Annotated in this window: 20 protein-coding genes; 2 read left to right on the forward strand and 18 right to left on the reverse strand. The window is 70.7% G+C overall.

The features are described 5' to 3' along the window. Positions 1-919 precede the first annotated feature (919 nt). The 8 genes from ACZ6S4_RS36110 to ruvC form a co-directional block, all read right to left on the reverse strand. Positions 920-3,352: a RelA/SpoT family protein gene (locus tag ACZ6S4_RS36110; protein WP_433720047.1), complete on the reverse strand. Its 2,433-nt coding sequence runs from the start codon at positions 3,350-3,352 to the stop codon at positions 920-922. A gap of 160 nt (positions 3,353-3,512) precedes the next feature. After that, positions 3,513-4,073, reverse strand: coding sequence for an adenine phosphoribosyltransferase (locus tag ACZ6S4_RS36115; RefSeq protein WP_465479213.1), 561 nt, complete (start codon positions 4,071-4,073; stop codon positions 3,513-3,515). A gap of 69 nt (positions 4,074-4,142) precedes the next feature. Next, a complete protein-coding gene (gene secF / locus ACZ6S4_RS36120) occupies positions 4,143-5,321 on the reverse strand; it encodes a protein translocase subunit SecF (protein ID WP_465479214.1) in 1,179 nt (392 codons plus the stop codon). A 1-nt stretch (position 5,322) separates the two neighbouring features. Continuing rightward, positions 5,323-7,221, reverse strand: coding sequence for a protein translocase subunit SecD (gene secD / locus ACZ6S4_RS36125; RefSeq protein ID WP_465479215.1), 1,899 nt, complete (start codon positions 7,219-7,221; stop codon positions 5,323-5,325). A 222-nt stretch (positions 7,222-7,443) separates the two neighbouring features. Next, positions 7,444-7,848, reverse strand: a complete 405-nt coding sequence (gene yajC / locus ACZ6S4_RS36130; RefSeq protein WP_465479216.1) for a preprotein translocase subunit YajC — start codon at positions 7,846-7,848, stop codon at positions 7,444-7,446. Positions 7,849-7,990: 142 nt separating this feature from the next. Continuing rightward, entirely contained in the window at positions 7,991-9,058 is a 1,068-nt protein-coding gene (gene ruvB, locus ACZ6S4_RS36135; RefSeq protein WP_465479217.1) for a Holliday junction branch migration DNA helicase RuvB, read from the reverse strand. Next, positions 9,055-9,657, reverse strand: a complete 603-nt coding sequence (ruvA, locus tag ACZ6S4_RS36140; protein WP_465479218.1) for a Holliday junction branch migration protein RuvA — start codon at positions 9,655-9,657, stop codon at positions 9,055-9,057. Before ruvA ends, ruvB begins: the two co-directional genes overlap by 4 nt. Next, positions 9,654-10,193: a crossover junction endodeoxyribonuclease RuvC gene (gene ruvC / locus ACZ6S4_RS36145; protein ID WP_360819574.1), complete on the reverse strand. Its 540-nt coding sequence runs from the start codon at positions 10,191-10,193 to the stop codon at positions 9,654-9,656. Before ruvC ends, ruvA begins: the two co-directional genes overlap by 4 nt. Positions 10,194-10,475: 282 nt before the next feature. On the opposite strand from ruvC, the gene ACZ6S4_RS36150 reads away from it, so the two are divergent. Beyond that, positions 10,476-11,063, forward strand: coding sequence for a hypothetical protein (locus ACZ6S4_RS36150; protein ID WP_465479219.1), 588 nt, complete (start codon positions 10,476-10,478; stop codon positions 11,061-11,063). 18 nt (positions 11,064-11,081) lie between these two features. Here the strand turns inward: ACZ6S4_RS36150 and ACZ6S4_RS36155 are convergent, their stop codons facing one another. The 10 genes from ACZ6S4_RS36155 to pgsA form a co-directional block, all read right to left on the reverse strand. Next, entirely contained in the window at positions 11,082-11,498 is a 417-nt protein-coding gene (locus ACZ6S4_RS36155; protein ID WP_465479220.1) for a PIN domain-containing protein, read from the reverse strand. Beyond that, positions 11,495-11,749, reverse strand: a complete 255-nt coding sequence (locus ACZ6S4_RS36160; protein ID WP_465479362.1) for a type II toxin-antitoxin system VapB family antitoxin — start codon at positions 11,747-11,749, stop codon at positions 11,495-11,497. Before ACZ6S4_RS36160 ends, ACZ6S4_RS36155 begins: the two co-directional genes overlap by 4 nt. A gap of 38 nt (positions 11,750-11,787) precedes the next feature. After that, complete coding sequence (locus ACZ6S4_RS36165; RefSeq protein WP_465479221.1) at positions 11,788-12,540, reverse strand: YebC/PmpR family DNA-binding transcriptional regulator; 753 nt, start codon at positions 12,538-12,540, stop codon at positions 11,788-11,790. 63 nt (positions 12,541-12,603) lie between these two features. Continuing rightward, positions 12,604-13,206, reverse strand: coding sequence for a pyridoxal 5'-phosphate synthase glutaminase subunit PdxT (pdxT, locus tag ACZ6S4_RS36170; RefSeq protein ID WP_465479222.1), 603 nt, complete (start codon positions 13,204-13,206; stop codon positions 12,604-12,606). A gap of 160 nt (positions 13,207-13,366) precedes the next feature. Further along, positions 13,367-14,272, reverse strand: a complete 906-nt coding sequence (gene pdxS, locus ACZ6S4_RS36175) for a pyridoxal 5'-phosphate synthase lyase subunit PdxS (protein ID WP_465479223.1) — start codon at positions 14,270-14,272, stop codon at positions 13,367-13,369. Between the two features lie 720 nt (positions 14,273-14,992). After that, the gene (gene fliQ, locus ACZ6S4_RS36180; RefSeq protein WP_212990639.1) at positions 14,993-15,262 is read right to left on the reverse strand and encodes a flagellar biosynthesis protein FliQ; all 270 of its coding nucleotides are present in this window, start codon (positions 15,260-15,262) and stop codon (positions 14,993-14,995) included. A gap of 85 nt (positions 15,263-15,347) precedes the next feature. After that, positions 15,348-15,884 carry a hypothetical protein gene (locus ACZ6S4_RS36185; protein WP_465479224.1) on the reverse strand — a complete coding sequence of 179 codons (537 nt, stop codon included), beginning with the start codon at positions 15,882-15,884 and terminating at the stop codon, positions 15,348-15,350. Positions 15,885-15,909: 25 nt separating this feature from the next. Then, complete coding sequence (locus ACZ6S4_RS36190; RefSeq protein WP_465479225.1) at positions 15,910-17,064, reverse strand: glycosyltransferase family 4 protein; 1,155 nt, start codon at positions 17,062-17,064, stop codon at positions 15,910-15,912. 13 nt (positions 17,065-17,077) lie between these two features. Further along, positions 17,078-17,983 (reverse strand): phosphatidylinositol mannoside acyltransferase, encoded by a 906-nt coding sequence (locus ACZ6S4_RS36195; protein ID WP_465479226.1) that lies wholly within the window; start codon positions 17,981-17,983, stop codon positions 17,078-17,080. Further along, a complete protein-coding gene (gene pgsA, locus ACZ6S4_RS36200) occupies positions 17,980-18,702 on the reverse strand; it encodes a phosphatidylinositol phosphate synthase (RefSeq protein ID WP_465479227.1) in 723 nt (240 codons plus the stop codon). The genes ACZ6S4_RS36195 and pgsA overlap by 4 nt, the downstream gene beginning before the upstream one ends. 233 nt (positions 18,703-18,935) lie before the next feature. On the opposite strand from pgsA, the gene ACZ6S4_RS36205 reads away from it, so the two are divergent. Next, on the forward strand, positions 18,936-21,086 hold the full coding sequence (locus ACZ6S4_RS36205; RefSeq protein ID WP_465479228.1) for an elongation factor G-like protein EF-G2: 2,151 nt from the start codon (positions 18,936-18,938) through the stop codon (positions 21,084-21,086). Positions 21,087-21,092 lie beyond the last annotated feature (6 nt).

Below are 21,092 nucleotides of genomic sequence, written 5' to 3' on the forward strand. Positions count from 1 at the left end.
AGCCCAGCGGGCATGACCAGCCCAGCGAGCATGGCTCAGCCCAGCGGGCGGGCATGGCTCAGCCCAGCGGGCGGGCATGGCTCAGCCCAGCGGGCGTGGCCAGCCCAGCGGGCATGACCAGCCCAGCGAGCATGGCTCAGCCCAGCGGGCGGGCATGGCTCAGCCCAGCGGGCGGGCATGGCTCAGCCCAGCGGGCGGCGCCAGGCAACAGCATCGCCTAGCCCAGCGACGCGGCCCAGCCACGACCAAACGGCCCGGCGCGGCCCAGCGGGCAGCGCAAGACAGCGGCTAGCCCAGCGGGCGGGCATGGCTCAGCCCAGCGGGCGGCGCCAGGCAACAGCATGGCCCAGCCCAGCGACGCGGCGCAACCACGACCGAACGGCCCGGCGCCGCCCAGTGGGCGCGCGACGCAGCGGCATGGCCCAGCCCAGCGACGCGGCCCAGCCACGACCAAACAGCCCGGCGCGCGCCAGCGAGCAACGCAAGGCAGCGGCATAGCCCAGCCCAGCGGGGCCCAGCCAGGGAGCATCGCCCAGCCCAGCGGGCGGCGCCAGGCAACAGCATGGCCCAGCCCAGCGACGCGGCCCTGCCACGACCAAACGGCCCGCGCGGCCCAGCGGGCCGCGCGAAGCAGCGGCATGACCCAGCCCAGCGAGCGGGACCGGCCCGGCGGGCGGCGCGAGGCAGCGGCATGGCCCGGGCCAGCGACGCGGCATGGCCCAGAGGGCACCGCGGGGCCACCGACCCCGCACGACCCTGCGGCGCGGCCCAGCGACGCAGCGCGCGGGAGTGCAAAGTTCACAGCGGCCGGGCGGCCAGAGTCCGTCATCGACGCCGCTGGCGGGGGCAGCACCCCTTCCAGCATTCCGCCACCCAGGCGCCCCCACGCCTCATGCTGCGAGGGCGTTCCCCGGGCTGGTTAGGCGCCTGAGGTTACGCGGTAGGCGTCGAAGACGCCGTCTACCTTGCGGACTGCTGCCACCAGGTGGCCCAGGTGCTTCGGGTCGGCCATTTCGAAGGTGAAACGGCTGACCGCCACCCGGTCGCGGGTTGTGGTCACCGTCGCGGACAGGATGTTGACGCGTTCCTCCGACAGCACCCGGGTCACGTCGGCCAGGAGCTTGTGCCGGTCGAGCGCCTCCACCTGGATGGCGACCAGGAACGTCGATGCGGATGTGGGCTTCCAGCTCACCTCGACCACGCGTTCGCTCTGGTCGCGCAGGTCTTCCGCGTTGGCGCAGTCCTCGCGGTGGACGCTGACGCCGCCGGAGCGGGTCACGAAGCCGAACACCGCGTCGCCCGGGACCGGGGTGCAGCAGCGGGCCAGTTTCACCCAGACGTCGCTGACGTCCTTGACGACCACGCCCGGGTCCTGGGCAGTGCTGCGGTTGCGGGGCGGGCGGGTCGCGACGGCCGTTTCGGCGATGTCCTCGACTGCGCCTTCCTCGCCGCCGAAGCCGGCGACCAGCTTCTGCACGACCGACTGGGCGGAGACCGTGTTCTCTCCCACGGCCGCGTACAGCGAGGCGACGTCGGCCAGGTGCAGGTCGCGGGCGATGGTCGTCAGGTTGTCGCTCGTCAGCATGCGCTGCAGGGGCAGGCCCTGCTTGCGCATCGCCTTGACGATCGCTTCCTTGCCGTCCTCGATCGCTTCTTCGCGGCGTTCCTTGTTGAAGTACTGGCGGATCTTGGTGCGGGCGCGCGGGCTCTTGACGAAGCCGAGCCAGTCCTGGGTCGGGCCGGCCGTGGCGGACTTCGAAGTGAATATTTCGATGACGTCGCCGTTGGACAGTGTCGACTCCAGCGGCACGAGCTTGCCGTTCACCCGGGCGCCGATGGTCTTGTGGCCGACCTCGGTGTGCACCGCGTACGCGAAGTCGACCGGGGTCGAACCCGTCGGCAGCGGGATGACGTCGCCCTTGGGGGTGAAGACGTACACCTCCTGGCTGGACAGGTCGAAGCGCAGCGCGTCCAGGAACTCGCTCGGGTCGCTGGCCTCGCGCTGCCAGTCCAGCAGCTGGCGCAGCCACGTCATCTCGTCGATGTGCGCGGGCGGGCCGACGATCGTCGCGCCCTTCTGCTCCTTGTACTTCCAGTGCGCGGCGATGCCGAACTCCGCCGTACGGTGCATGGCGAAGGTCCGGATCTGCATCTCGACCGGCTTGCCGGTCGGGCCGATGACCGTCGTGTGCAACGACTGGTACATGTTGAACTTCGGCATCGCGATGTAGTCCTTGAACCGGCCCGGCACCGGCTGCCAGTTCGCGTGGATGACGCCCAGCGCGGCGTAGCAGTCGCGGACCGTGTCGACCAGGATGCGCACGCCGACCAGGTCGTAGATGTCGTTGAAGTCGCGGCCCCGGACGATCATCTTCTGGTAGATCGAGTACAGGTGCTTGGGCCGGCCGGTGGTCTCCGCCTTGATCTTGGCCGACTTCAGGTCGAGCTGCACCCGCTGGGTGACCTGGCGCAGCAGCGCCTCCCGCTGCGGCTGGTGCTCGCCGATCAGGCGGTTGATCTCCTCGAAGCGCTTGGGGAACAGCGTGCCGAAGGCGAGGTCCTCCAGCTCCCACTTGATCGTGTTCATACCGAGGCGGTGGGCCAGCGGCGCGAGGATCTCCAGCGTCTCCTTGGCCTTCTGCTCCTGCTTGGGACGGGGCAGGAAGGTCAGGGTGCGCATGTTGTGCAGCCGGTCGGCCAGTTTGATCACCAGGACCCGCGGGTCCTTGGCCATCGCGACGACCATCTTGCGGATCGTCTCCGCCTTGGCCGCGTCGCCGAGCTTGACCCGGTCGAGCTTGGTGACGCCGTCGACCAGCAGCGCGACCTCGCCCCCGAAGTCGGCCTTCATCTGCTCCAGGCCGTAGTCGGTGTCCTCGATCGTGTCGTGCAGCAGGGCGGCGACCAGCGTCGTGGTGTCCATCCCGAGGTTGGCCAGGATGGTGGCAACCGCGAGCGGGTGCGTGATGTACGGGTCACCGGACTTGCGGTACTGCCCCGAGTGCCAGCGGGCGGCGACGTCGAAGGCACGCTGCAGCGCCCGCCCGTCCGCCTTGGGGTGGCTGGCCCGGTGGGTCGCGATCAGTGGCTCGAGCACCTCGCTGACCTGGGTGCTCTGCCACGGCGCGTTGAAGCGCGCCAGCCGGGCCCGGACCCGTCGCCCGGTGGGCGCACTGGCCAGCCCGAAGCTGCTGCTCGGCTCGTCGGCCGGGGACAGCGGCTGGGTGGACTCGAGGTCGTGCGTCTCCCCGGTGACCGGGGCCTCGGACTTCGGGGCTTGCTCAGCCTCGGGCGCCTTCGCGCCGGTCGGCTGCACCGTGCCCTCCGTCGGAGGGGCGACGTCGCTGGACACCGGCCTCCTCACACCATCGCCGGGACCACCGGTCGTCCTCGACCGGTCCGGTCCACCACCATTGCTCACCTAGCTGAGAACGTCATCCTACCCGCCCCCACTTCCCGGATGGCCCGGCCCGATCCGCCGAAACCGTGCCACCGCCGGGGGCAGATGCGGATCAAACGGTCAGCAGCGCATGGACCGTACGCGGGGCCAGCCGCTTGCGGCCGTCGAGAAAGCCCAGCTCCATCAGCACCGTGAAGCCGGAGACCGTGCCGCCGGCCCGTTCGACCAGCTCCAGCGCCGCGCCGGCCGTACCTCCGGTGGCCAGTACGTCGTCCACGACCAGCACGCGCTGCCCGGCCACGAAAGCGTCCTCGTGGACCTCGAGAGTCGCCTCGCCGTACTCCAGGGCGTACGAGGCGGAGTGGGTCTTGCGGGGCAGTTTGCCGGCTTTGCGAACCGGCACGACGCCCTTGCCGGTGGCGTAGGCGATGGCCGCGGCGACCACGAAGCCGCGCGCCTCCACGCCCGCCACCACGTCGAACGAGCCGACCCCGTGGTACGCCACGATCCCGTCGATCACCTGGCGGAACACCGGCCCGTCGGCGAACAGGGGCATCAGGTCCTTGAAGACGATGCCGGGCTTGGGGAAGTCCGGTACGTCCAGCACCCGGCTCGCCACCAGCTTTGCAACCTCGGGACCGCTGTCCCCGCGTACCTCGTCAGTCTGGGTCACGCCGGACAGCCTAGACAGGCCGACGGCCCGCCACCGAAGCGGTGGCGGGCCGTTCCTGGAACGTGGTGCTCAGCGGCGCTTCTGGCCACCGCTGGGCCGGTTGCCCGCGCCCCCGCCACGCGGGTTGTTGCGCTTGGCGGCGGGCCGCACGCCAGGCCGCGGCGTGGAAGAGCCGGCCAGGGCCGGAACCTCCTCGGCCGAGGTCGCGCCGGCCGGGCGGTTGCGCTCGCCGCGGGCCACGTCGCCGGAGCGGACCCCGGAACGGCGGGCCAGCACCCGGGCCGTGTGGGCCTTGATCCGCGGCTCCTGGTCCTTGAGGGCGGCCAGCGTCGGCGCCGCGAAGACGATCGAGGACACGACGCCGAGACCCATGCCGACGAACAGCACCAGGCCGAGGTCCTTGAGCGAACCCGCGCCCAGCAGACCGGCCCCGATGAACAGCAGACCGCCGACCGGCAGCAGCGCCACCAGACCGGTGTTGATCGAACGCATCAGGGTCTGGTTGACCGCGAGGTTGGTCGCCTCGCTGTACGTCTGGGTGCTGCCCGCGGTGATGCCGCGGGTGTTCTCCTGCACCTTGTCGAACACCACGACCACGTCGTAGAGCGAGAAACCGAGGATGGTCAGGAAGCCGATCACCGTGGACGGCGTGACCTCGAAGCCGACCAGCGAATAGACACCCGCCGTCAGCACCAGGTCGAGCAGCAGCGAGGCGACGGCCGCGACCGCCATCCGCCACTCGAACCGCACGATCAGATAACCGAGCACCAGCACCAGGAAGATGGCCAGACCGAGCAGCGCCTGCTGGGTCACCTGGGTGCCCCAGGCCGCGGAGACCCGGTTGTCGCTGATGTCCTCCGCCGGCACCTTGAGGTCGGCCACCAGCGCGTTCTTGACGGCGGTCGACTCCTCCTGGGTCAGCGCCTCGGTCCGGACCGTGTAGGTCGCGTCCGGGCCGTTGCCGACCTTCTGCGCGGTGCCGATGTCGGCCGCCTCGGCCACGCCGGCGGTCTCGACCGCGCGGGCCACGGCACTCTGCGCCTCGGGCTGGGTGCCGACGCTGGCCGGGATGACGAACTGGGTGCCGCCGGCGAACTCGATGCCGAGGTGGAAGCCCCGGATCAGGAAGCTGCCCAGGGCGATGAGCACCAGCGCGCCGGCGATCGCGAACCACATCTTGCGGCGACCGACGATGTTCAGGTTCGCCTCGCCACGGTAGAGGCGGTCGGCAAAACCCTTGCTGGCCATGTCAGGCCTCCTTGACGTCGGTCGGGGCGCGCTTGAGGGCGCGGCCGAGGCCGCTGACCCGCGGCGACATGAACGCCTTCGTGTTGGCGAACATCGTCATGATCGGGTGCCGGAAGAGGAACACCACGACCAGGTCGAGGATCGTGGACAGGCCCAGCGCGAAGGCGAAGCCCTTCACCGCGCCGATCGACACGATGTAGAGCACCACCGCGGCCATGATCGTGATGGTGTTCGCGGAGATGATGGTACGCCGCGCGCGGGCCCAGGCCCGGGGGACGGCGCTGCGCGCGCTGCGCCCCTCGTGGATCTCGTCCTTGAGTCTCTCGAAGTAGATGACGAACGAGTCCGCCGCCACACCGAGCGAGACGATGAAACCGGCTATGCCGGCCAGGGTGAGCGTGAAGCCCGTGGCCCGGCCCAGCACGACCAGCGCGCCGAAGGTGAGCAGACCCGACAGGATCAGGCTCAGGAAGATGACGGTGCCCAGCAACCGGTAGTAGAAGAACGAGTAGATCGCGACCAGGCCCATACCGATGGCGGCGGCCAGCAGACCGGCTTCGAGCTGCTGCTTGCCCAGCGTCGCGGAGACCGACTGGGTGGCGGCCGGCTCAAAGGTGACCGGCAGCGCGCCGTACTTGATCTGGTCGGCGAGCTCCTTGGCCGAGGCGGCGTCGAACTGGCCGGTGATCTGCGACTGGCCGGTCAGCACGCCCTGGATCTCGGGGGCGGAGATGACCGTCTTGTCGAGCACCACGGCGACGAGGCAGTGCGTCGCGCCGGTGGACAGCGCCTGCGCGGCGGCCACGCAGGTGTCGTTCGCGGCCGGCTGGAACGCCTCACGGGTGAGCGCGGTCCACTTGGCCTGGCCCGGGCCGGTGAAGTCCAGGGAGACGACCCACTGACCCTGCTGCTGGTCGAGCTGCGGGGTGGCGGTGTCGATGTCCGTGCCGATGACCTTGGCAACGTCGAGGTACATCTTCGCGCCGCTCTGGCAGGCGACGACCTTGGACTCGATCGCGTCGATCGCGCCGTTGGGCCGCTTGTCGAGCTGGTTCTCACAGCCGATCGTCGGGACGTTGAACTGCATCTCCGGGCTCAGCGCGTTGACTTCCTGGCCGGTGAGCGTGCCGAACGCCTTGAACTGCACGCCGGCCGTCGGGTCGGTGGACAGGTCCACCGGGTCGGTCAGCTTCTCGGCCGCGGCCCACGCCTTCGCGCCGACCTTCTTCTCGATGGCCGCGCGCTGGGTCTTGATGTCGGCCGACACCGGAGCCGGGGCCGCCGCCGAGGCGGACGGGGCCGGCGCGGGGGCCGAGGCGGACGGCGCCGGGGCACTCGGGCTCGGAGCCCGCTCGCCGCCGCCCTGACCGCCGGTGGACGCCGACGGCGCGGTGCTGCCGGTGACCTTCGGAGCCGTGCCGGCGCTCGCGCTGGGCGCGGCCCCGCTGGGCGCGGCGCTCGCGGACGGCGGGTTGGCCGCCACAGCCGCGTTGTCGCCGGTCGCCTTGAGCACCTTGCGGAAGCGCATCTGCGCGGCCTGGCCGACGTTCTTCAGCTGGTCGTCGGCCTCGCCGGCGACGGAGACCACGATGTTGCGGTTGCCCTCGACGACGACCTCGGCCTCGGCCACGCCGAGCGCGTTGACCCGCTGGTCGATGATCTTGCGGGCTTCCTCCATGCTGGTCTGCGGCGGCGGCTGCCCGTTGGACTGCAGCGACGCGACGTAGGTCGCCTGGGTGCCGCCGACGAGGTCGAGGCCGAGCTTGGGCTCGAGCCGCTCGCGCCAGTCACCCTTGGCGCCCGCGCCGAAGAAGACGAGGGCATAGAGGATGACGAAGAGGAGACCGAGCACGGCGAGCTGCCGCCCGGGATGACTCTGTCCCTGTGGTGGTCGTGCCACGACTGTCGATCTCCTCGTGCTTTTCGGCCGCGGCGGGAGCGCGCGGCGCTGGGGATGAATCGGGGGGCAGGCGGACGCCGGGCCGGTGGCCCGCCGCGCGGGCGGGTTTCCGGCCGATTTGCCCGGCGCCGATTATTCACAACAACGAGCCGTCCGGCTGCCCCGCCTCACGGCCTGTCGTACTTTTCCGGTGCGGCCCGCGGTGGGAACGGGCCGCAGCCGTCAGTCCTTGGTCTTGCGGGTCTCGACGACCGGGCTCTCGATCGGCGTCGTCGCGCCGGGCTCGGTGACCGGGTCGTCGGCGACCGGCTCGTCGGCGGGGACGACCTCGTCGACCGGCGTCTGCTTGACGACCTTGGCGATCGCCGGACGGGCGAAGCGGGCGTTCACCCCGGGCGAGATCTCCACGGTCACGACGTCGTCGGCCACGTCCACCACGGTCGCGTGCAGGCCGCCGATGGTCACGATCTCGTCGCCGGGACCGAGCGCGGACTGCATCTGCTGAGCCTCACGGCGCCGCTTCTGCTGCGGGCGGATCATCATGAAATACATGACGCCGAAGAGCAGGACGATCAGAAGCAATGGCGTGAAACTGCCACCGCCCTGCGCTTGAGCTGCGATAGACACGAAGACGACCTTCCAGACTGGCCCAGGGGCCCGCGGCGCGGCGTGGGGCACACGACGGGGCGATATACACATCCCGTTCGAACGGCGGCGAGTCTAATCCCTCTACCTGGGAAGTAAGTAAGCGGCACACGTCACGTTCACATTACGGAGAGCTTTCGGCGTCCCGGGCGAACAGGTCAGGTTGCTGCGGCATGGTGCCGCGCCCCTCCGGCGGCCGCTTGCCGAGGTGCTGCCAGCCCGCGTCGGTGGCGACCCGGCCCCGCGGCGTACGCGCGAGCAGCCCCGCCCGCACCAGGAACGGCTCGCACACCTCCTCGACGGTGTCGGACTGCTCCCCCACCGCCACGGCGAGGGTGGAGAGCCCGACCGGCCCACCCCGGAACGACTCGATGAGCGCGCGCAGCACAGCCCGGTCGAGCCGGTCCAGTCCGAGCTGGTCGACGTCGTACACGGTCAGCGCGGCCTTGGCGGTCGCTTCGTCGACGATGCCGTCGCCGCGCACCTCGGCGTAGTCGCGGACCCGGCGCAGCAGCCGGTTGGCGATGCGCGGGGTGCCGCGGGACCGTCCGGCGATCTCGGCCGCGCCCTCCGGGGTGATCGGCACGCCGAGGATGCGCGCAGACCGGTGCAGCAGCGCGTCGAGGTCGGCGGGTGAGTAGAAGTCCAGGTGGGCGACGAATCCGAACCGGTCGCGCATCGGCCCGGAGAGCAGCCCGGCCCGGGTGGTGGCGCCGACCAGCGTGAACGGCTCCACGTCGAGCGGGATGGCAGTGGCCCCGGGACCCTTGCCCACGACCACGTCGACCCGGAAGTCCTCCATGGCGCTGTAGAGCAGTTCCTCGGCGGGTTTGGCGATGCGGTGGATCTCGTCGATGAACAGCACGTCACCCTCGGCGAGTCCGGTGAGGATGGCCGCGAGGTCGCCGGAGCGTTCGATGACCGGGCCGCTGGTCGTCCGGATGCCGGTGCCCAGCTCGGCGGCCACGATGTTGGCCAGGGTGGTCTTGCCCAGGCCGGGCGGCCCGCTGAGCAGGATGTGATCGGGCGGGGTGCCGCGGCCCATCGCACCCTTGAGCAGCAGTTCGAGCTGGTCGCGGACGCGGTGCTGGGCGATGAAGTCGGCCAGCCGGCGCGGGCGGACGCTGGCCTCGGCGTCGAGCTCCTCGTCCTCGGCGAACGGCGAGACGAGGTCGCCGGGATCGTCGGTCATCGGGTGCGGCCCAGCAGCCGGATCGCCTGGCGCAGCAGCACCGGCACGGCCGGCACCTCACCGTCGATCGACTCGGCGACCGCCACGACGGCCTGGTCGGCCTGCTGCGCCGACCAGCCGAGCGCGATCACACCCTGGCGCACCTGCTCCTGCCAGCCGCCGCTGAGCGAGCCGGCCACCCCGTCGGGCCCGGTCGACACCGCGCCGATGCGGTCGCGCAGCTCCAGGACCAGGCGTTCGGCGCCTTTCTTGCCGATCCCCGGCACCCGGGTCAGGGTGGCGATGTCCCCACTGGACACCGCGCGGCGGACGACCTCGGGCTGGTGCACGGCGAGCACCGCCTGGGCCAGCCGCGGGCCGACCCCGCTGGCGGTCTGGAGCAGCTCGAACAGGTGCTTCTCGTCGTCGTCGGCGAAGCCGTACAGGGTGAGTGAGTCCTCCCGCACGACCATGCTGGTCGACAGCCGGGCCTCGGCGCCGGACTTGAGCCCGGCCAGGGTGGCGGGCGCGCACTGCACCTGCAGGCCGACACCGCCCACCTCGATCACGGCACTGTCGGTGGCGATCGCGGCCACCACGCCACGCACGCTGGCGATCATCGTCGGGGTCCTCCCCTGCGAGCGGAGGCGGCGGCCACGGCCGCGGCCTGGATGCGGGCGCGGGTGCCACCGCGCCAGATGTGACAGATCGCGAGGGCCAGGGCGTCGGCGGCGTCGGCCGGGCGCGGCGGGGCGTCCAGCCCGAGCAGCCGGGTGACCATGCTGGTGACCTGGGCCTTGCCGGCGGTGCCGGAGCCGGTGACGGCCGCCTTGACCTCGCTGGGCGTGTAGGTCTGGACGGGAAGCCCGGCCCGCGACCCGGCCAGGATGGCGACGGCGCTGGCCTGGGCGGTCCCCATCACGGTACGGACGTTGTGCTGGCTGAAGACCCGCTCGACGGCGACACTGTCGGGCTTGTGCTCGGCGACGAGCTCCCCGAGCGACTTGTCCAGATGCAGCAGCCGCAGCGCGATGTCCTCGTCGGGCTCGGAGTAGACGACGTAGTAGCCGATGAGCTTGCCCGGCCGGCCGGGCACACCCTCGACCACGCCGACGCCGCATCGGGTCAACCCCGGGTCGATGCCGAGCACCCGCACCAGAACTCCCCTCGGACGTGTGTTCGACACCCTATGGGATGGGCCGCGTCCGGCTGCGAGCGACACACACATCTCGATCAAGATCAGAGTCAAGGACATGTCGTGCCTGGTTGCCTGGCCCTGGCCGTCGCTCCCGCCGAGGTCGGGCGAGGGCGGCCAATCGCCTGGCGGCTCATGAACGGCCACCCTCGCCCTGCCGTCTGATTGCATGGCCAAGGTGGTCTTGGTGGTCGTCTTGCGCCGGCTCGGCGGTGCGCCGACCATGGGGGTCGGGAGGTCACCATGGCTTACCTGATCCCGCCGATGGAGGACGAGACACCGCCGGAGTTCATCGCCTTCGTGGCCGCGCGGCGCGACATGCTGCTGGACGAGGCGGCCCGGCTGGTCGGCGGCGACCGCTCGGCGCCGGAGCTGTGCATGCAGGTGCTGACCGACCTGGCCGGCCGGTGGCGCTGGCTGACCTGGATCAGCCGCCTCACCCACCGCGACGCCGCAGCCCAACACCTGGACCGCCGCCTGACAGCCCGCACGAAGCAGTGGCGCGAGGACCAGATCTACCCGGTCGAGGTGAACGTCCTCCGCGAGAACGCCCTGCCGGAGAGGGCCCTGGAGCCGGTCGGCGCCCCGGCGACAACCGCCCTGTATCAACGCCCGCCGAAGCCACCGGACGAGTCACTGGCCCAGCAACTGGCCTACTTCCTCCCGTCGACAGTCCGCGCCGGCTCGGAGGTGGTGGCGGACGCGGAAATCGCCTGGGTGCACGCCTACCGCCGCTACCTGTGGCACCGCTACCTCCGAATGGGCGGCGGCATGGTCCTGCTGGTCGGCGGCATGGTCCAGTTCATGTCCCAGTTCTCCGCCACCACCTGAGCACCCGCGCAGGCGCCGCTACCACGCCGCTTCGGGGCCGAGACTGATCCGGCGTTGGCGAAGCTGGGGCACGAACCGCCCGACCGTCTCGTAGTCGGCGTCCTCGTGCAGCACAGTCAACTTCAACTTGATCGCCGTGGCCGCCACGACGAGGTCCGCCACGGAGAGTCCTCGATGCGCACTACGCGGTGCGAGCTCGTGGCGGAGGGCAGCAGAGAGGTCCCACACGCCATCCGGGATGGTGACCGCGACGTAAGTGTCGGTCAGGGTGGTTTCGGTTTCGGCGTATTCCTTCGTGTCCGCGATTTGCAGCGTCTCGGCGAGCACCGGCTCACAGAGAGAAAGCAGGCCGCGCTGCACCAGCTCGTGCCAGACCGGATCCACCTGCCGTCGGATGATGCGCGTCAATGCACTGGAGTCGACGAGGTATCTCATTCTTCAGCAGCGTCCAGCTGGCTGTAGTCGAAGAGACCTTCGTCGTGCATCCGCTGGAGCCGCTCCAGCGCAGCGCGACGTTTTCCTCGCTCCTCTTCGACCAGGCGGCGGAGCGCCTCGTTGATCGCCGCATTCAGCGACGGCGCGGAGATCTGCCGTTGCGCCTCGGTGAGAAGCTCGGCGTCGATCTCTTCCTCGGTGATGGGGCTGGTCGCCAGGTCGGTCAAAGCGCCCTCCTGTGGATCGGTCACTTCCAACCCCCTCACCCTACTGGTCGCATGACTACCCGTCACGCGTCAATGGCTGCCATCACTTCGTCGCTCACGTCGAGGTTCGCGTAGATGTTCTGGACGTCGTCGCAGTCCTCGAGGACGTCGATGAGTTTGAAGCACTTGCGGGCCGCTTCCTCGTCCACCGGGACCGTCATGGTCGGGACCAGGGAGGATTCCGCCGAGTCGTACTCGATGCCGGCTTCCTGCAGTGCCGTGCGGACGGCCACCAGGTCGGTCGGCTCGCTGACCACCTCGAACGAGTCGCCCAGGTCGTTGATCTCCTCGGCGCCCGCGTCCAGGACCGCCAGCATGAGGTCGTCCTCGGACAGGCCGGCCTTCGGGACGATGATCACGCCCTTGCGGTTGAACAGGTACGACACGCTGCCGGCGTCGGCGAAGGTGCCGCCGTTGCGGGTCAGGGCCGTACGGACCTCGGTCGCCGCGCGGTTGCGGTTGTCGGTCAGGCACTCGATAAGCAGCGCCACGCCGTTGGGGCCGTACCCCTCGTACATGATGGTCTGCCAGTCGGCGCCGCCGGCTTCCAGGCCGGAGCCGCGCTTGACGGCGTTGTCGATGTTGTTGTTCGGGACCGAGCTCTTCTTGGCCTTCTGGATGGCGTCGTAGAGCGTCGGGTTGCCGGCCGGGTCACCACCGCCCGTGCGGGCCGCGACCTCGATGTTCTTGATCAGCTTGGCGAACATCTTGCCGCGCTTGGCGTCGATGACAGCTTTCTTGTGCTTCGTCGTCGCCCATTTGGAGTGGCCGGACATACAAAACCTCCGTGTTAACCGTGCGTCTTCGGCCTGCCCTTCCAACCGCCCCGCCGCCGCCCCTTAACGGGCTGAGGACTGACGAACGATCTCGACGAAGTACCGGTGGACGCGGAGGTCGCCGGTGAGCTCCGGGTGGAAAGCCGTGGCGAGCAGGTTGCCCTGCCGAACGGCGACAATCCTACCGGTGGCCGGCCCGGACGTGACGCGGCCCAGCACGCTGACTTCCGCGCCGACCTCCTCGACCCAGGGCGCCCGGATGAAAACGGCGTGGAAGTCGTCACCGGCAATGTCGTCGATGGCCACGTCGGCCTCGAACGAGTCCACCTGCCGCCCGAACGCGTTGCGCCGCACGGTCATGTCGATCCCGGCGAAGGACTCCTGGTCGGGCCGCCCGTCCAGCACGGTGGTGGCCAGCATGATCATGCCGGCGCAGGAGCCGTAGACGGGCATCCCGCCGGCGATGCGCTTGCGGATCGGCTCGAGCAGCCCGAACGTGATGGCCAGGTTGCTCATGGTGGTGGACTCGCCGCCGGGGATCACCAGGGCGTCGACCTGCTCGAGCTCCTCGGGCCGGCGGACCGGCCGGGCCAGGACGTCGCTCTCGGCCAGGGCGGACAGATGCTCCCGTACGTCGCCCTGGAGGGCGAGCACTCCGATGTTCATGTACCCCTCAAAAGGTTTTCGCCACTCACGCAGAAGGAAGGGCGCAGGGTCCTGTTCTGGAGCGACAGCTCCTCGGGGCCCTGCGCCCGGCCTCGGCGGGAGCGACGGTCAGCACCATGCACCCAGGCACGACACCTGTATTTGACCTTGGTTTGTGGTCCTACCAACCGCGCTCGGCGAGCCGGTGCGGCTGCGGGATCTCGTCGACGTTGATGCCGACCATGGCCTCACCCAGCCCGCGCGACACCTTGGCGATCACGTCGGGGTCGTCGTGGAAAGTGACGGCCTTGACGATCGCGGCGGCACGCTGGGCGGGATTGCCGGACTTGAAGATGCCGGAGCCGACGAAAACGCCCTCGGCACCGAGCTGCATCATCATCGCCGCGTCGGCCGGGGTGGCGATGCCGCCCGCGGTGAACATGACAACCGGCAGCTTGCCGGCCGCGGCGACCTCCTTGACCAGGTCATACGGCGCCTGCAACTCCTTGGCCGCGACGAACAGCTCATCCTCGGCCAGCGACGTCAGCCGGCGGATCTCACCGCGGATGGTGCGCATGTGCGTGGTGGCGTTCGAGACGTCGCCGGTGCCGGCCTCACCCTTGGAACGGATCATGGCCGCACCCTCGGTGATCCGCCGCAACGCCTCACCAAGATTGGTGGCGCCACAGACGAAAGGCACGGTGAAAGCCCACTTGTCGATGTGGTTGGCGTAGTCGGCGGGCGTCAGCACCTCTGACTCGTCGACGTAGTCGACCCCGAGTGACTGCAGCACCTGCGCCTCGACGAAATGCCCGATCCGCGCCTTGGCCATGACCGGGATGGAGACAGCGCTGATGATCCCGTCGATCATGTCGGGATCACTCATCCGCGAAACGCCACCCTGGGCCCGGATGTCCGCCGGCACCCGCTCCAGCGCCATGACCGCGACAGCACCGGCATCCTCAGCGATCTTGGCCTGCTCCGGCGTGACCACATCCATGATCACACCACCCTTGAGCATCTCGGCCATCCCCCGCTTCACGCGAGCGGTACCGGTGAGGGACGTGGGGCTCTCAGAGCTGGACACAGCGAAGACTCCTTAAAGGGGTTGATCTCGCTGCGATTTTACGGCGGTCGGGAGGTGCCACCGATGGCCAATCGACCCCTAGGTGGCCTGCTCCGGCCTTCCTTCCTCTTGCTTCATCTTTGCTTCATCTTTGCTCCCTCAAGATCAAATCCGTGGTCGTGGCTGGGTGGGGGGTGCTGACCGTCGCTCACGCCGAGGTCGGTCGCTTCGCTCCCTGCCTTGTGCGGGACCACTCGCTCTCGCCCACGCTGCGGGCAAACCCCGGCTTCGCCTCCAGGTCTGGTTGCGCTTCGCGCTGCTCGGGGCGGGTTTGGGTGGTGCGGAGCTTCATGCGCTGCCCCGGGGTGCGGGGCGGCGCGATTCGGCTGGCCGGGCCGGCTGCCGGGCCAGCCGAGCGGCTGGGTGGCTGGGTGGGCGGGTGGGCGGCGGAGCAGCTCAGGTGGCGGGGGAGCTCAGGTGGCGGGGGTGGCTCAGGTGGCGGGGGGCTCAGGTGGCGGGGGTGGCTCAGGTGGCGGGGTGGCCCGGCCACCCAGCGGGCGGGGTGATGGGCGGGCGCGGCGCGGGTCGGCTGAGAGATCTTGGTAAAAATTGGCCGCCATAGGGGCCAGTTTTACCTAGATCTACTGGCCACCACGAAAGCACGGGCCGGCGCAGGTTCTCCGACGAGGCAGGCGCGAAAAAGGGCCGCCCGGTGGGCGGCCCTTTGCGTTGCTCGGGAGGTCAGCCGACCAGGGTCGGGATCTTCTCGAACAGCTGCGTCGTGAAGGTCACCATCTCGTGCAACATCCAGTTCCCCGAGAACAGGATCGCCGCACCCACGCCCACCGCCTTCGGGACGAACGACAGCGTCGCCTCCTGGATCTGGGTCACCGACTGGAACAACGAGATCGCGAAACCGATCAGCAGCGCGGTCAACAGCACCGGCGCGCACATCTTCGCGGCGATGGTCATGGCCTGCAGCCCCAGCTCAACAATCTGCGTGTCCGTCATGCCATCCACTTCGGGACCCTGACGAAACCGGGGAGCGCAGAACGGGGGCGCCACGGTTGCCGTTCGGTTCAGGGGCCGAGAAAGCTCAAGTCGAGACCGGGACGGGCGGCTCCGGGGCCGGGCGCTGCGTCACCGTCAGTGGTTCCGGGAGGTGCGGCTCGACGATGTCGAAGTAGCGGGGGCGTTCGTAGTGCCGGGCCATCCGGAGCAGGCGCACCAGCGGTCGCCGGCGGGCAGTGAGCGCGTCGCGTACCAGGTCGGTGTGCACCTGCCGGGCCAGCACCACGCGGCGGCTCGTTGCCACCAGGGTGCGGGTTGCCGGGTCGGTGCCGGCCAGCCGGACGTCCTGCAACTGGCGGGTCAGGTCGTTCTCCGCTGCCTCGCGTTCGTCGGGCTCCGCGTCGAGGGCCAGGCGTGCGGCCGCGTACAGCTCGGCGAAGTCGGTGTTCTCCGCAACCACTGCTGCGGCGGCCGCTCGGCGGAGCAGGTGGGCGTCGAGGGCGCGGGTTGCTGAGGCGGCGCGGACGTGGACTCGTTCGACGCGGTGGGCCGTCCAGGCGAGGTACGCCGACAGCACAGCCGCCACCGCAAGCGCACCCATGACCCACCACATGCGGGGCATCGTAGTGCCGTTTTGTGTCGGAGAGTTACGTCCCGGAGCGTGGTTCGGCCCACTCTTCGTCAAAAACGCGACCGTCCGTAGCCTCGATCGCCGTCGCGTATACCTCCAGTACACGGTTGGCTACGCTGGGCCAGTCGAAGGTCTTCACCACTTCGCCGGCGCATTCGGCCAGCGTTGCCCGGCGTTGCGGGTCGTCCAGCAGTTCCGCCAGCACCGCGGTCAATGCCTCGGTGTCGCCGGTCGGGAAGAGGGCCCCGGCCCGGCCGCCGTCGAGGACCCGGCGGAACGCGTCGAGGTCACTGGCTGCGATCGTCGCGCCGGCCGCCATCGCCTCGGTGAGGATCATGCCGAAGGACTCGCCGCCGGTGTTGGGGGCCACGTAGATGTCCACGCTGCGCAGCATCCGGGCCTTGTCGGGCTCGCTGACCAGGCCCAGGAACTCGACCCGGGGGTGCAGGTCGGGCGGGATGTCGTCGTACAGGTCGCCGCGGTCACCGGGTCCGGCCACCAGCAGGCGCAGGCCGGGCCGTTGCCGGGCGAGCGTGACGAACGCCGTACGCAGCAGCTCGAAGCCCTTGCGCGACTCGGTGAAGCGGCCCAGGAAGCCCAGCGTGCCGCCCTCGCCCGGCCAGCCCGGCAGGGGCTGCGCGGTGGCGAACTTGGCCACCGCCACCCCGTTCGGGATCTCCACCGCGCCGCCACCGATGTGCTCGACCTGCACCTTGCGGGCCAGTTCGCTGACCGCGATGCGGGCGGTGATCTTCTCGACCACCGGCTGGAGGAAGCCCTGGGCCGCGGCCAGCGCGCGGGAGCGGACCATCGCCGTGTGGAAGGTGGCCACGACCGGGCCGCGCGCGGACAGCACGGCCAGCAGCGACAGGCTCAGCGTGAGCGGCTCGTGCACGTGCAGCACGTCGAACCGGCCGCGGGCCAGCCAGCGGCGGACCCGCGCGGTCGACACCGGGCCGAAGGCGATCCGGGCCACCGAGCCGTTGTACGGCAGCGGCATCGCCCGCCCCGCCGCCACCACGTACGGCGGTAGCTCCGCGTCCTCGTCCGCCGGCGCCAGCACGCTGACCTCGTGTCCCAGCGTGATCAGGGCCTCGGCGAGGTCGACGATGTGGTTCTGCACGCCGCCCGGCACGTCGAACGAGTACGGCGAGACGATCCCGATCCGCACGCTGCCCCGCCCCTCAGACCCGGGCGCTCTGGTCGAGCCACAGTTTCTGCAGCATGTGCCAGTCCTGCGGGTGCTCGGCGATGCCCAGCTCGAACGCGTCGGCCAGCCGCTGAGTCGTGATCTTGACGCGGACGTCGAGGGCGCCCTCGTGCGGTTCGGGCAGCTCGATGCGGCGGATCCGGCCCAGCGAGCCGGTCGGGGTGAACCACAGGTCGGCCGCGTACAGCGGGGCGCCGGTGCGCAGGGCCAGGATCGCGGGGCCGGCCGGCATCCGGGTGCGGCCGCCGAAGAACCGCACCTCGATGCCGCGGGCGGACAGGTCACGGTCGGCGAGCAGCGGTACCGCGTACCCCTGGGTGGCTTTTTCGGCGAGCACGTCCAGCGGTGGCCGTTGGCCGCCGGTGAGCGGGAGCACCTCCATGCCGAGCTTTTCGCGGTAGGCGATGAAGCGCTCGAACAGCCCCTCGGGCTTGAGCCGCTCCATGACCGTGATCATCCGGTAGTCGTGCGAGACGAGCCAGGCGGCGGCCGCGTCCCAGTTGGCCATGTGCGGCAGCGCCAGGATCGCACCCTTGCCCTCACCCAGCACGCGGTGGAACTCGTCGGCGTTGACCAGATCGAAGTCGCGCAGGAAGTCGGCCCGGCTCTGCGAGGGCAGCCGGAAGGCCTCCATCCAGTAGCGGGCGTACGAGCGCAGCCCGGCCCGGACCAGCTCGTCGAGCTCGGCCTCCGGCATGTCGGGGCCGACCACCATGCGCAGGTTGCGGCGCAGCCGCTGGGTGCCGGGCCCGTTGGCCTTGGCCGCACGGTCGGCGCCCCGGTCGAAAACGGCGCGGGCGGCGCGCAGCGGCAGCATCCGTGTCACCCGCCAGCCGGCGGCGTAACCCAGCTCGGTCAGCTGATCACGGCGAGAGGTCACGCCGGACCCTCCGGCTCCGCCGGCCCGGCGGCGGCAGCCGGCCCGGCCGGCGGAGGCCCGGCCGACGAGGGCCCGCCCGCAGCGGGCCCGGCCGACGTGGGCCCGGCCGGGACGACGTCGGACTTGGCCGCGTGGATCAGCCGCTGGAAGACCGTGATGATCGACAGCACCGAGAGCACCCAGAGCGCGGCCGGCAGGCCCCACTCCAGCCCGGCGGCGCCCAGCAGACCGCCGACACCCACGATGAGCAGGCGTTCGAGGCGCTCGGCGATGCCGACGTCGGCGTCCAGGCCGAGACTCTGCGCGCGGGCCTTGACGTAGGAGACGACCTGGCCGAAGGCGAGCGAGATCAGCGCGGCGACCATCCCGCCGTACGGATTGCCCTCGCCGGCCAGGTAGTAGGCGACGGCGCCGAAGACCGCGGCGTCGGCGATGCGGTCCATCGACGAGTCCAGCAGGGCACCGAACTTGCCCGACGGTCCGCGCAGGCGGGCCATCGTGCCGTCGAGAGCGTCGGTGAGGGCGCAGGCCGTGACGATCACGGTGCCCCAGAACAGCTCACCGCGGGCGCCGAAGCCCAGGGCGCCGATCAGGACGCCGACGGTGCCGGCGACGGTCACCGCGTTCGGGGTGACGCCGAGGCGCAGCAGGAGGCGGGCGGTCGGATGGAGGACGTACGACACGAGGGCGCGGGCGGGCACGCTGACGATCTTTGCCATGGCCGTCCCACCATAACGGCGACCGGGGAGAACCGGTACGGCGTGCGTCACGCGTCGCCGGATCGTCACAAAGGCCGGTTACTGACTACAAAGGGTTGCGGGGGCGACTGCGCCGGGTGTCAGATCCAAGGACGGGGGGCGTAACAGCCAGGAATGCCCGCCCGGGTCCCGCGGCAGCCGACGGGGTCGGGAGAATGGGCGCCGACCGCGGCTGCCGACAGGAGGGCGTCACCATGACGCAGAAGACCCAGGAGAAAGGGCTCACCGCACCGGTGGTGACCGAGCCCGGCAGAGTACGCAACGTGGTGCTGGTGGGCCACTCCGGCGCGGGCAAGACGACGCTGGTCGAGGCGCTGCTCGCGGCGACCGGCACCATCTCGCGTGCGGGCACGGTGGCGGACGGCACCACGGTGACCGACCACGACCCCGCGGCCGTACGCCAGCAGCGGTCCGTCTCCCTCTCGTGCGCCCCGCTGGTGCACGAGGGAGTGAAGATCAACCTGCTCGACACCCCCGGCTACGCCGACTTCGTGGGTGAGCTGCGCGCCGGCCTGCGGGCCGCGGACGCCGCCGTCTTCGTGGTCTCGGCGGTCGACGGCGTGGACGAGGCGACCGTCTCCCTCTGGGAGGAGTGCGCCGCGATCGGCATGCCCCGGGCCGTGACGATCACCCGGCTCGACCATCCGCGCGCCGACTACGAGGGCACCCTGCAGGAGTGCCAGGAGGCGTTCGGCGAGAACGTCATGCCGATCTACCAGCCCATGCTCGGTGACGACGGCTCCTCCATCGCCGGCCTGCTGGGCCTGGTCACGCTGAAGGTGCTGGACTACTCGGCCGGCTATCCGCCGCGGGCCGGCGAGGCCGAGCGCGAGCACCTGCTGCCCATCAAGGACGACCGTGACCTGCTCATCGAGGGGATCATCGCCGAGAGCGAGGACGAGACCCTGATGGACCGGTACGTCGCCGGCGAGCTGATCAGCACCGACACGCTGATCCCGGATCTGGAGAAGGCCGTGGCCCGCGGCACCTTCTACCCGGTCATCCCGGTCTGCGCCGCGACCGGGGTCGGCCTGGACGCCCTGCTCGACGGCCTGGTCAGCGCCGCGCCGTCGCCCCTGGAGCACGACCTGCCGGTGGTCACCGGGGTGGACGGCAGCCCCCGCCCGCCGCTGATCTGCGACCCGGACGGCCCGCTGGTGGCCGAGGTGGTCAAGACGACGATCGATCGGCACGTCGGCCGGGTCTCGCTGGTCCGGGTCTTCTCCGGCACGCTGCGCCCCGAGCTGACCGTGCACGTCTCCGGGCACGGCCTCACCGAGCGGGGGCACCCCGACCACGACGCCGACGAACGGATCGCGCACGTCTACTCCCCGCTGGGCGCGCAGCTGCGTGAGGTGAGCGCCTGCGTCGCCGGGGACATCTGCGCGATCACGAAGTCGGGCAGCGCCGAGACCGGTGACACCATCTCGGCCAAGGACCAGCCGCTGCTCATGGAGCCGTGGAGCATGCCGGAGCCGCTGCTGCCGATCGCGGTGGTCGCCAAGACCCGCTCCGACGAGGACGCGCTGGCCAAGAACCTGGCCCGGCTCGTCGCCGGCGACCCCACGCTGCGGCTGGAACGCAACCCCGACACCCACCAGCAGGTGCTGTGGTGCATGGGCGAGTCGCACGCCGACGTGGTCCTCGAACGGCTGCGCGCCGGTGGCGTGGAGCTGGACACCGAGCCGGTGAAGGTGTCCCTGCGCGAGACCTTCAGCGCCCCGGCGCAGGGTCACGGCCGGCACGTCAAGCAGTCCGGCGGCCACGGCCAGTACGCCGTCTGCTCGATCACGGTCGAGCCGCTGCCGCGCGGCAGCGGTTTCGAGTTCGTGGACAAGGTGGTGGGCGGCGCGGTGCCGCACAACTACATCCCGTCGGTGGAAAAAGGGGTACGCGCCCAGCTCGAACGGGGCATCGTGGCCGGTTACCCCGTGGTCGACCTGCGGGTGACGCTGGTGGACGGCAAGGCGCACAGCGTCGACTCCTCCGACGCCGCGTTCCAGACGGCCGGGGCGCTGGCCCTGCGGACCGCCGCCGAGCAGGGCCAGGTGACGCTGCTGGAGCCGGTCGACGAGATCGTGGTGCGGGTGCCGGACAGCTATGTCGGCGCGGTGATGAGTGACCTGTCCGGGCGCCGGGGCCGGCCGCTGGGCACCGAGGTGACCGAGGAGGGCGACCGCAGCCTGGTCCGGGCCGAGGTGCCGGCCACCGAGCTGGTTCGCTACGCGGTCGAGCTGCGCGCGCTCACCTCGGGCGCCGGCACCTTCAGCCGTACCTACGCCCGGCACGAGCCGATGCCCGCGCATCTGGCCGACGCCATCCGCAAGGAGCATGCGAGCAGATAGACACAC

This window comes from Actinoplanes sp. NPDC051405, assembly GCF_055586185.1.

Excerpts from the sequence above, each read along its gene's own strand:
- ACZ6S4_RS36155 (WP_465479220.1), bottom strand. The coding sequence starts at position 11,498 with ATGAGATACCTCGTCGACTCCAGTGCATTGACGCGCATCATCCGACGG.
- ruvB (WP_465479217.1), bottom strand. The coding sequence starts at position 9,058 with ATGACCGACGATCCCGGCGACCTCGTCTCGCCGTTCGCCGAGGACGAG.
- ruvA (WP_465479218.1), bottom strand. The coding sequence starts at position 9,657 with ATGATCGCCAGCGTGCGTGGCGTGGTGGCCGCGATCGCCACCGACAGT.
- ACZ6S4_RS36205 (WP_465479228.1), top strand. The coding sequence starts at position 18,936 with ATGACGCAGAAGACCCAGGAGAAAGGGCTCACCGCACCGGTGGTGACC.
- secF (WP_465479214.1), bottom strand. The coding sequence starts at position 5,321 with ATGGCCAGCAAGGGTTTTGCCGACCGCCTCTACCGTGGCGAGGCGAAC.
- ACZ6S4_RS36150 (WP_465479219.1), top strand. The coding sequence starts at position 10,476 with ATGGCTTACCTGATCCCGCCGATGGAGGACGAGACACCGCCGGAGTTC.
- pdxT (WP_465479222.1), bottom strand. The coding sequence starts at position 13,206 with ATGAACATCGGAGTGCTCGCCCTCCAGGGCGACGTACGGGAGCATCTG.
- pgsA (WP_465479227.1), bottom strand. The coding sequence starts at position 18,702 with ATGGCAAAGATCGTCAGCGTGCCCGCCCGCGCCCTCGTGTCGTACGTC.
- ACZ6S4_RS36165 (WP_465479221.1), bottom strand. The coding sequence starts at position 12,540 with ATGTCCGGCCACTCCAAATGGGCGACGACGAAGCACAAGAAAGCTGTC.
- fliQ (WP_212990639.1), bottom strand. The coding sequence starts at position 15,262 with ATGACGGACACGCAGATTGTTGAGCTGGGGCTGCAGGCCATGACCATC.
- ACZ6S4_RS36185 (WP_465479224.1), bottom strand. The coding sequence starts at position 15,884 with ATGCCCCGCATGTGGTGGGTCATGGGTGCGCTTGCGGTGGCGGCTGTG.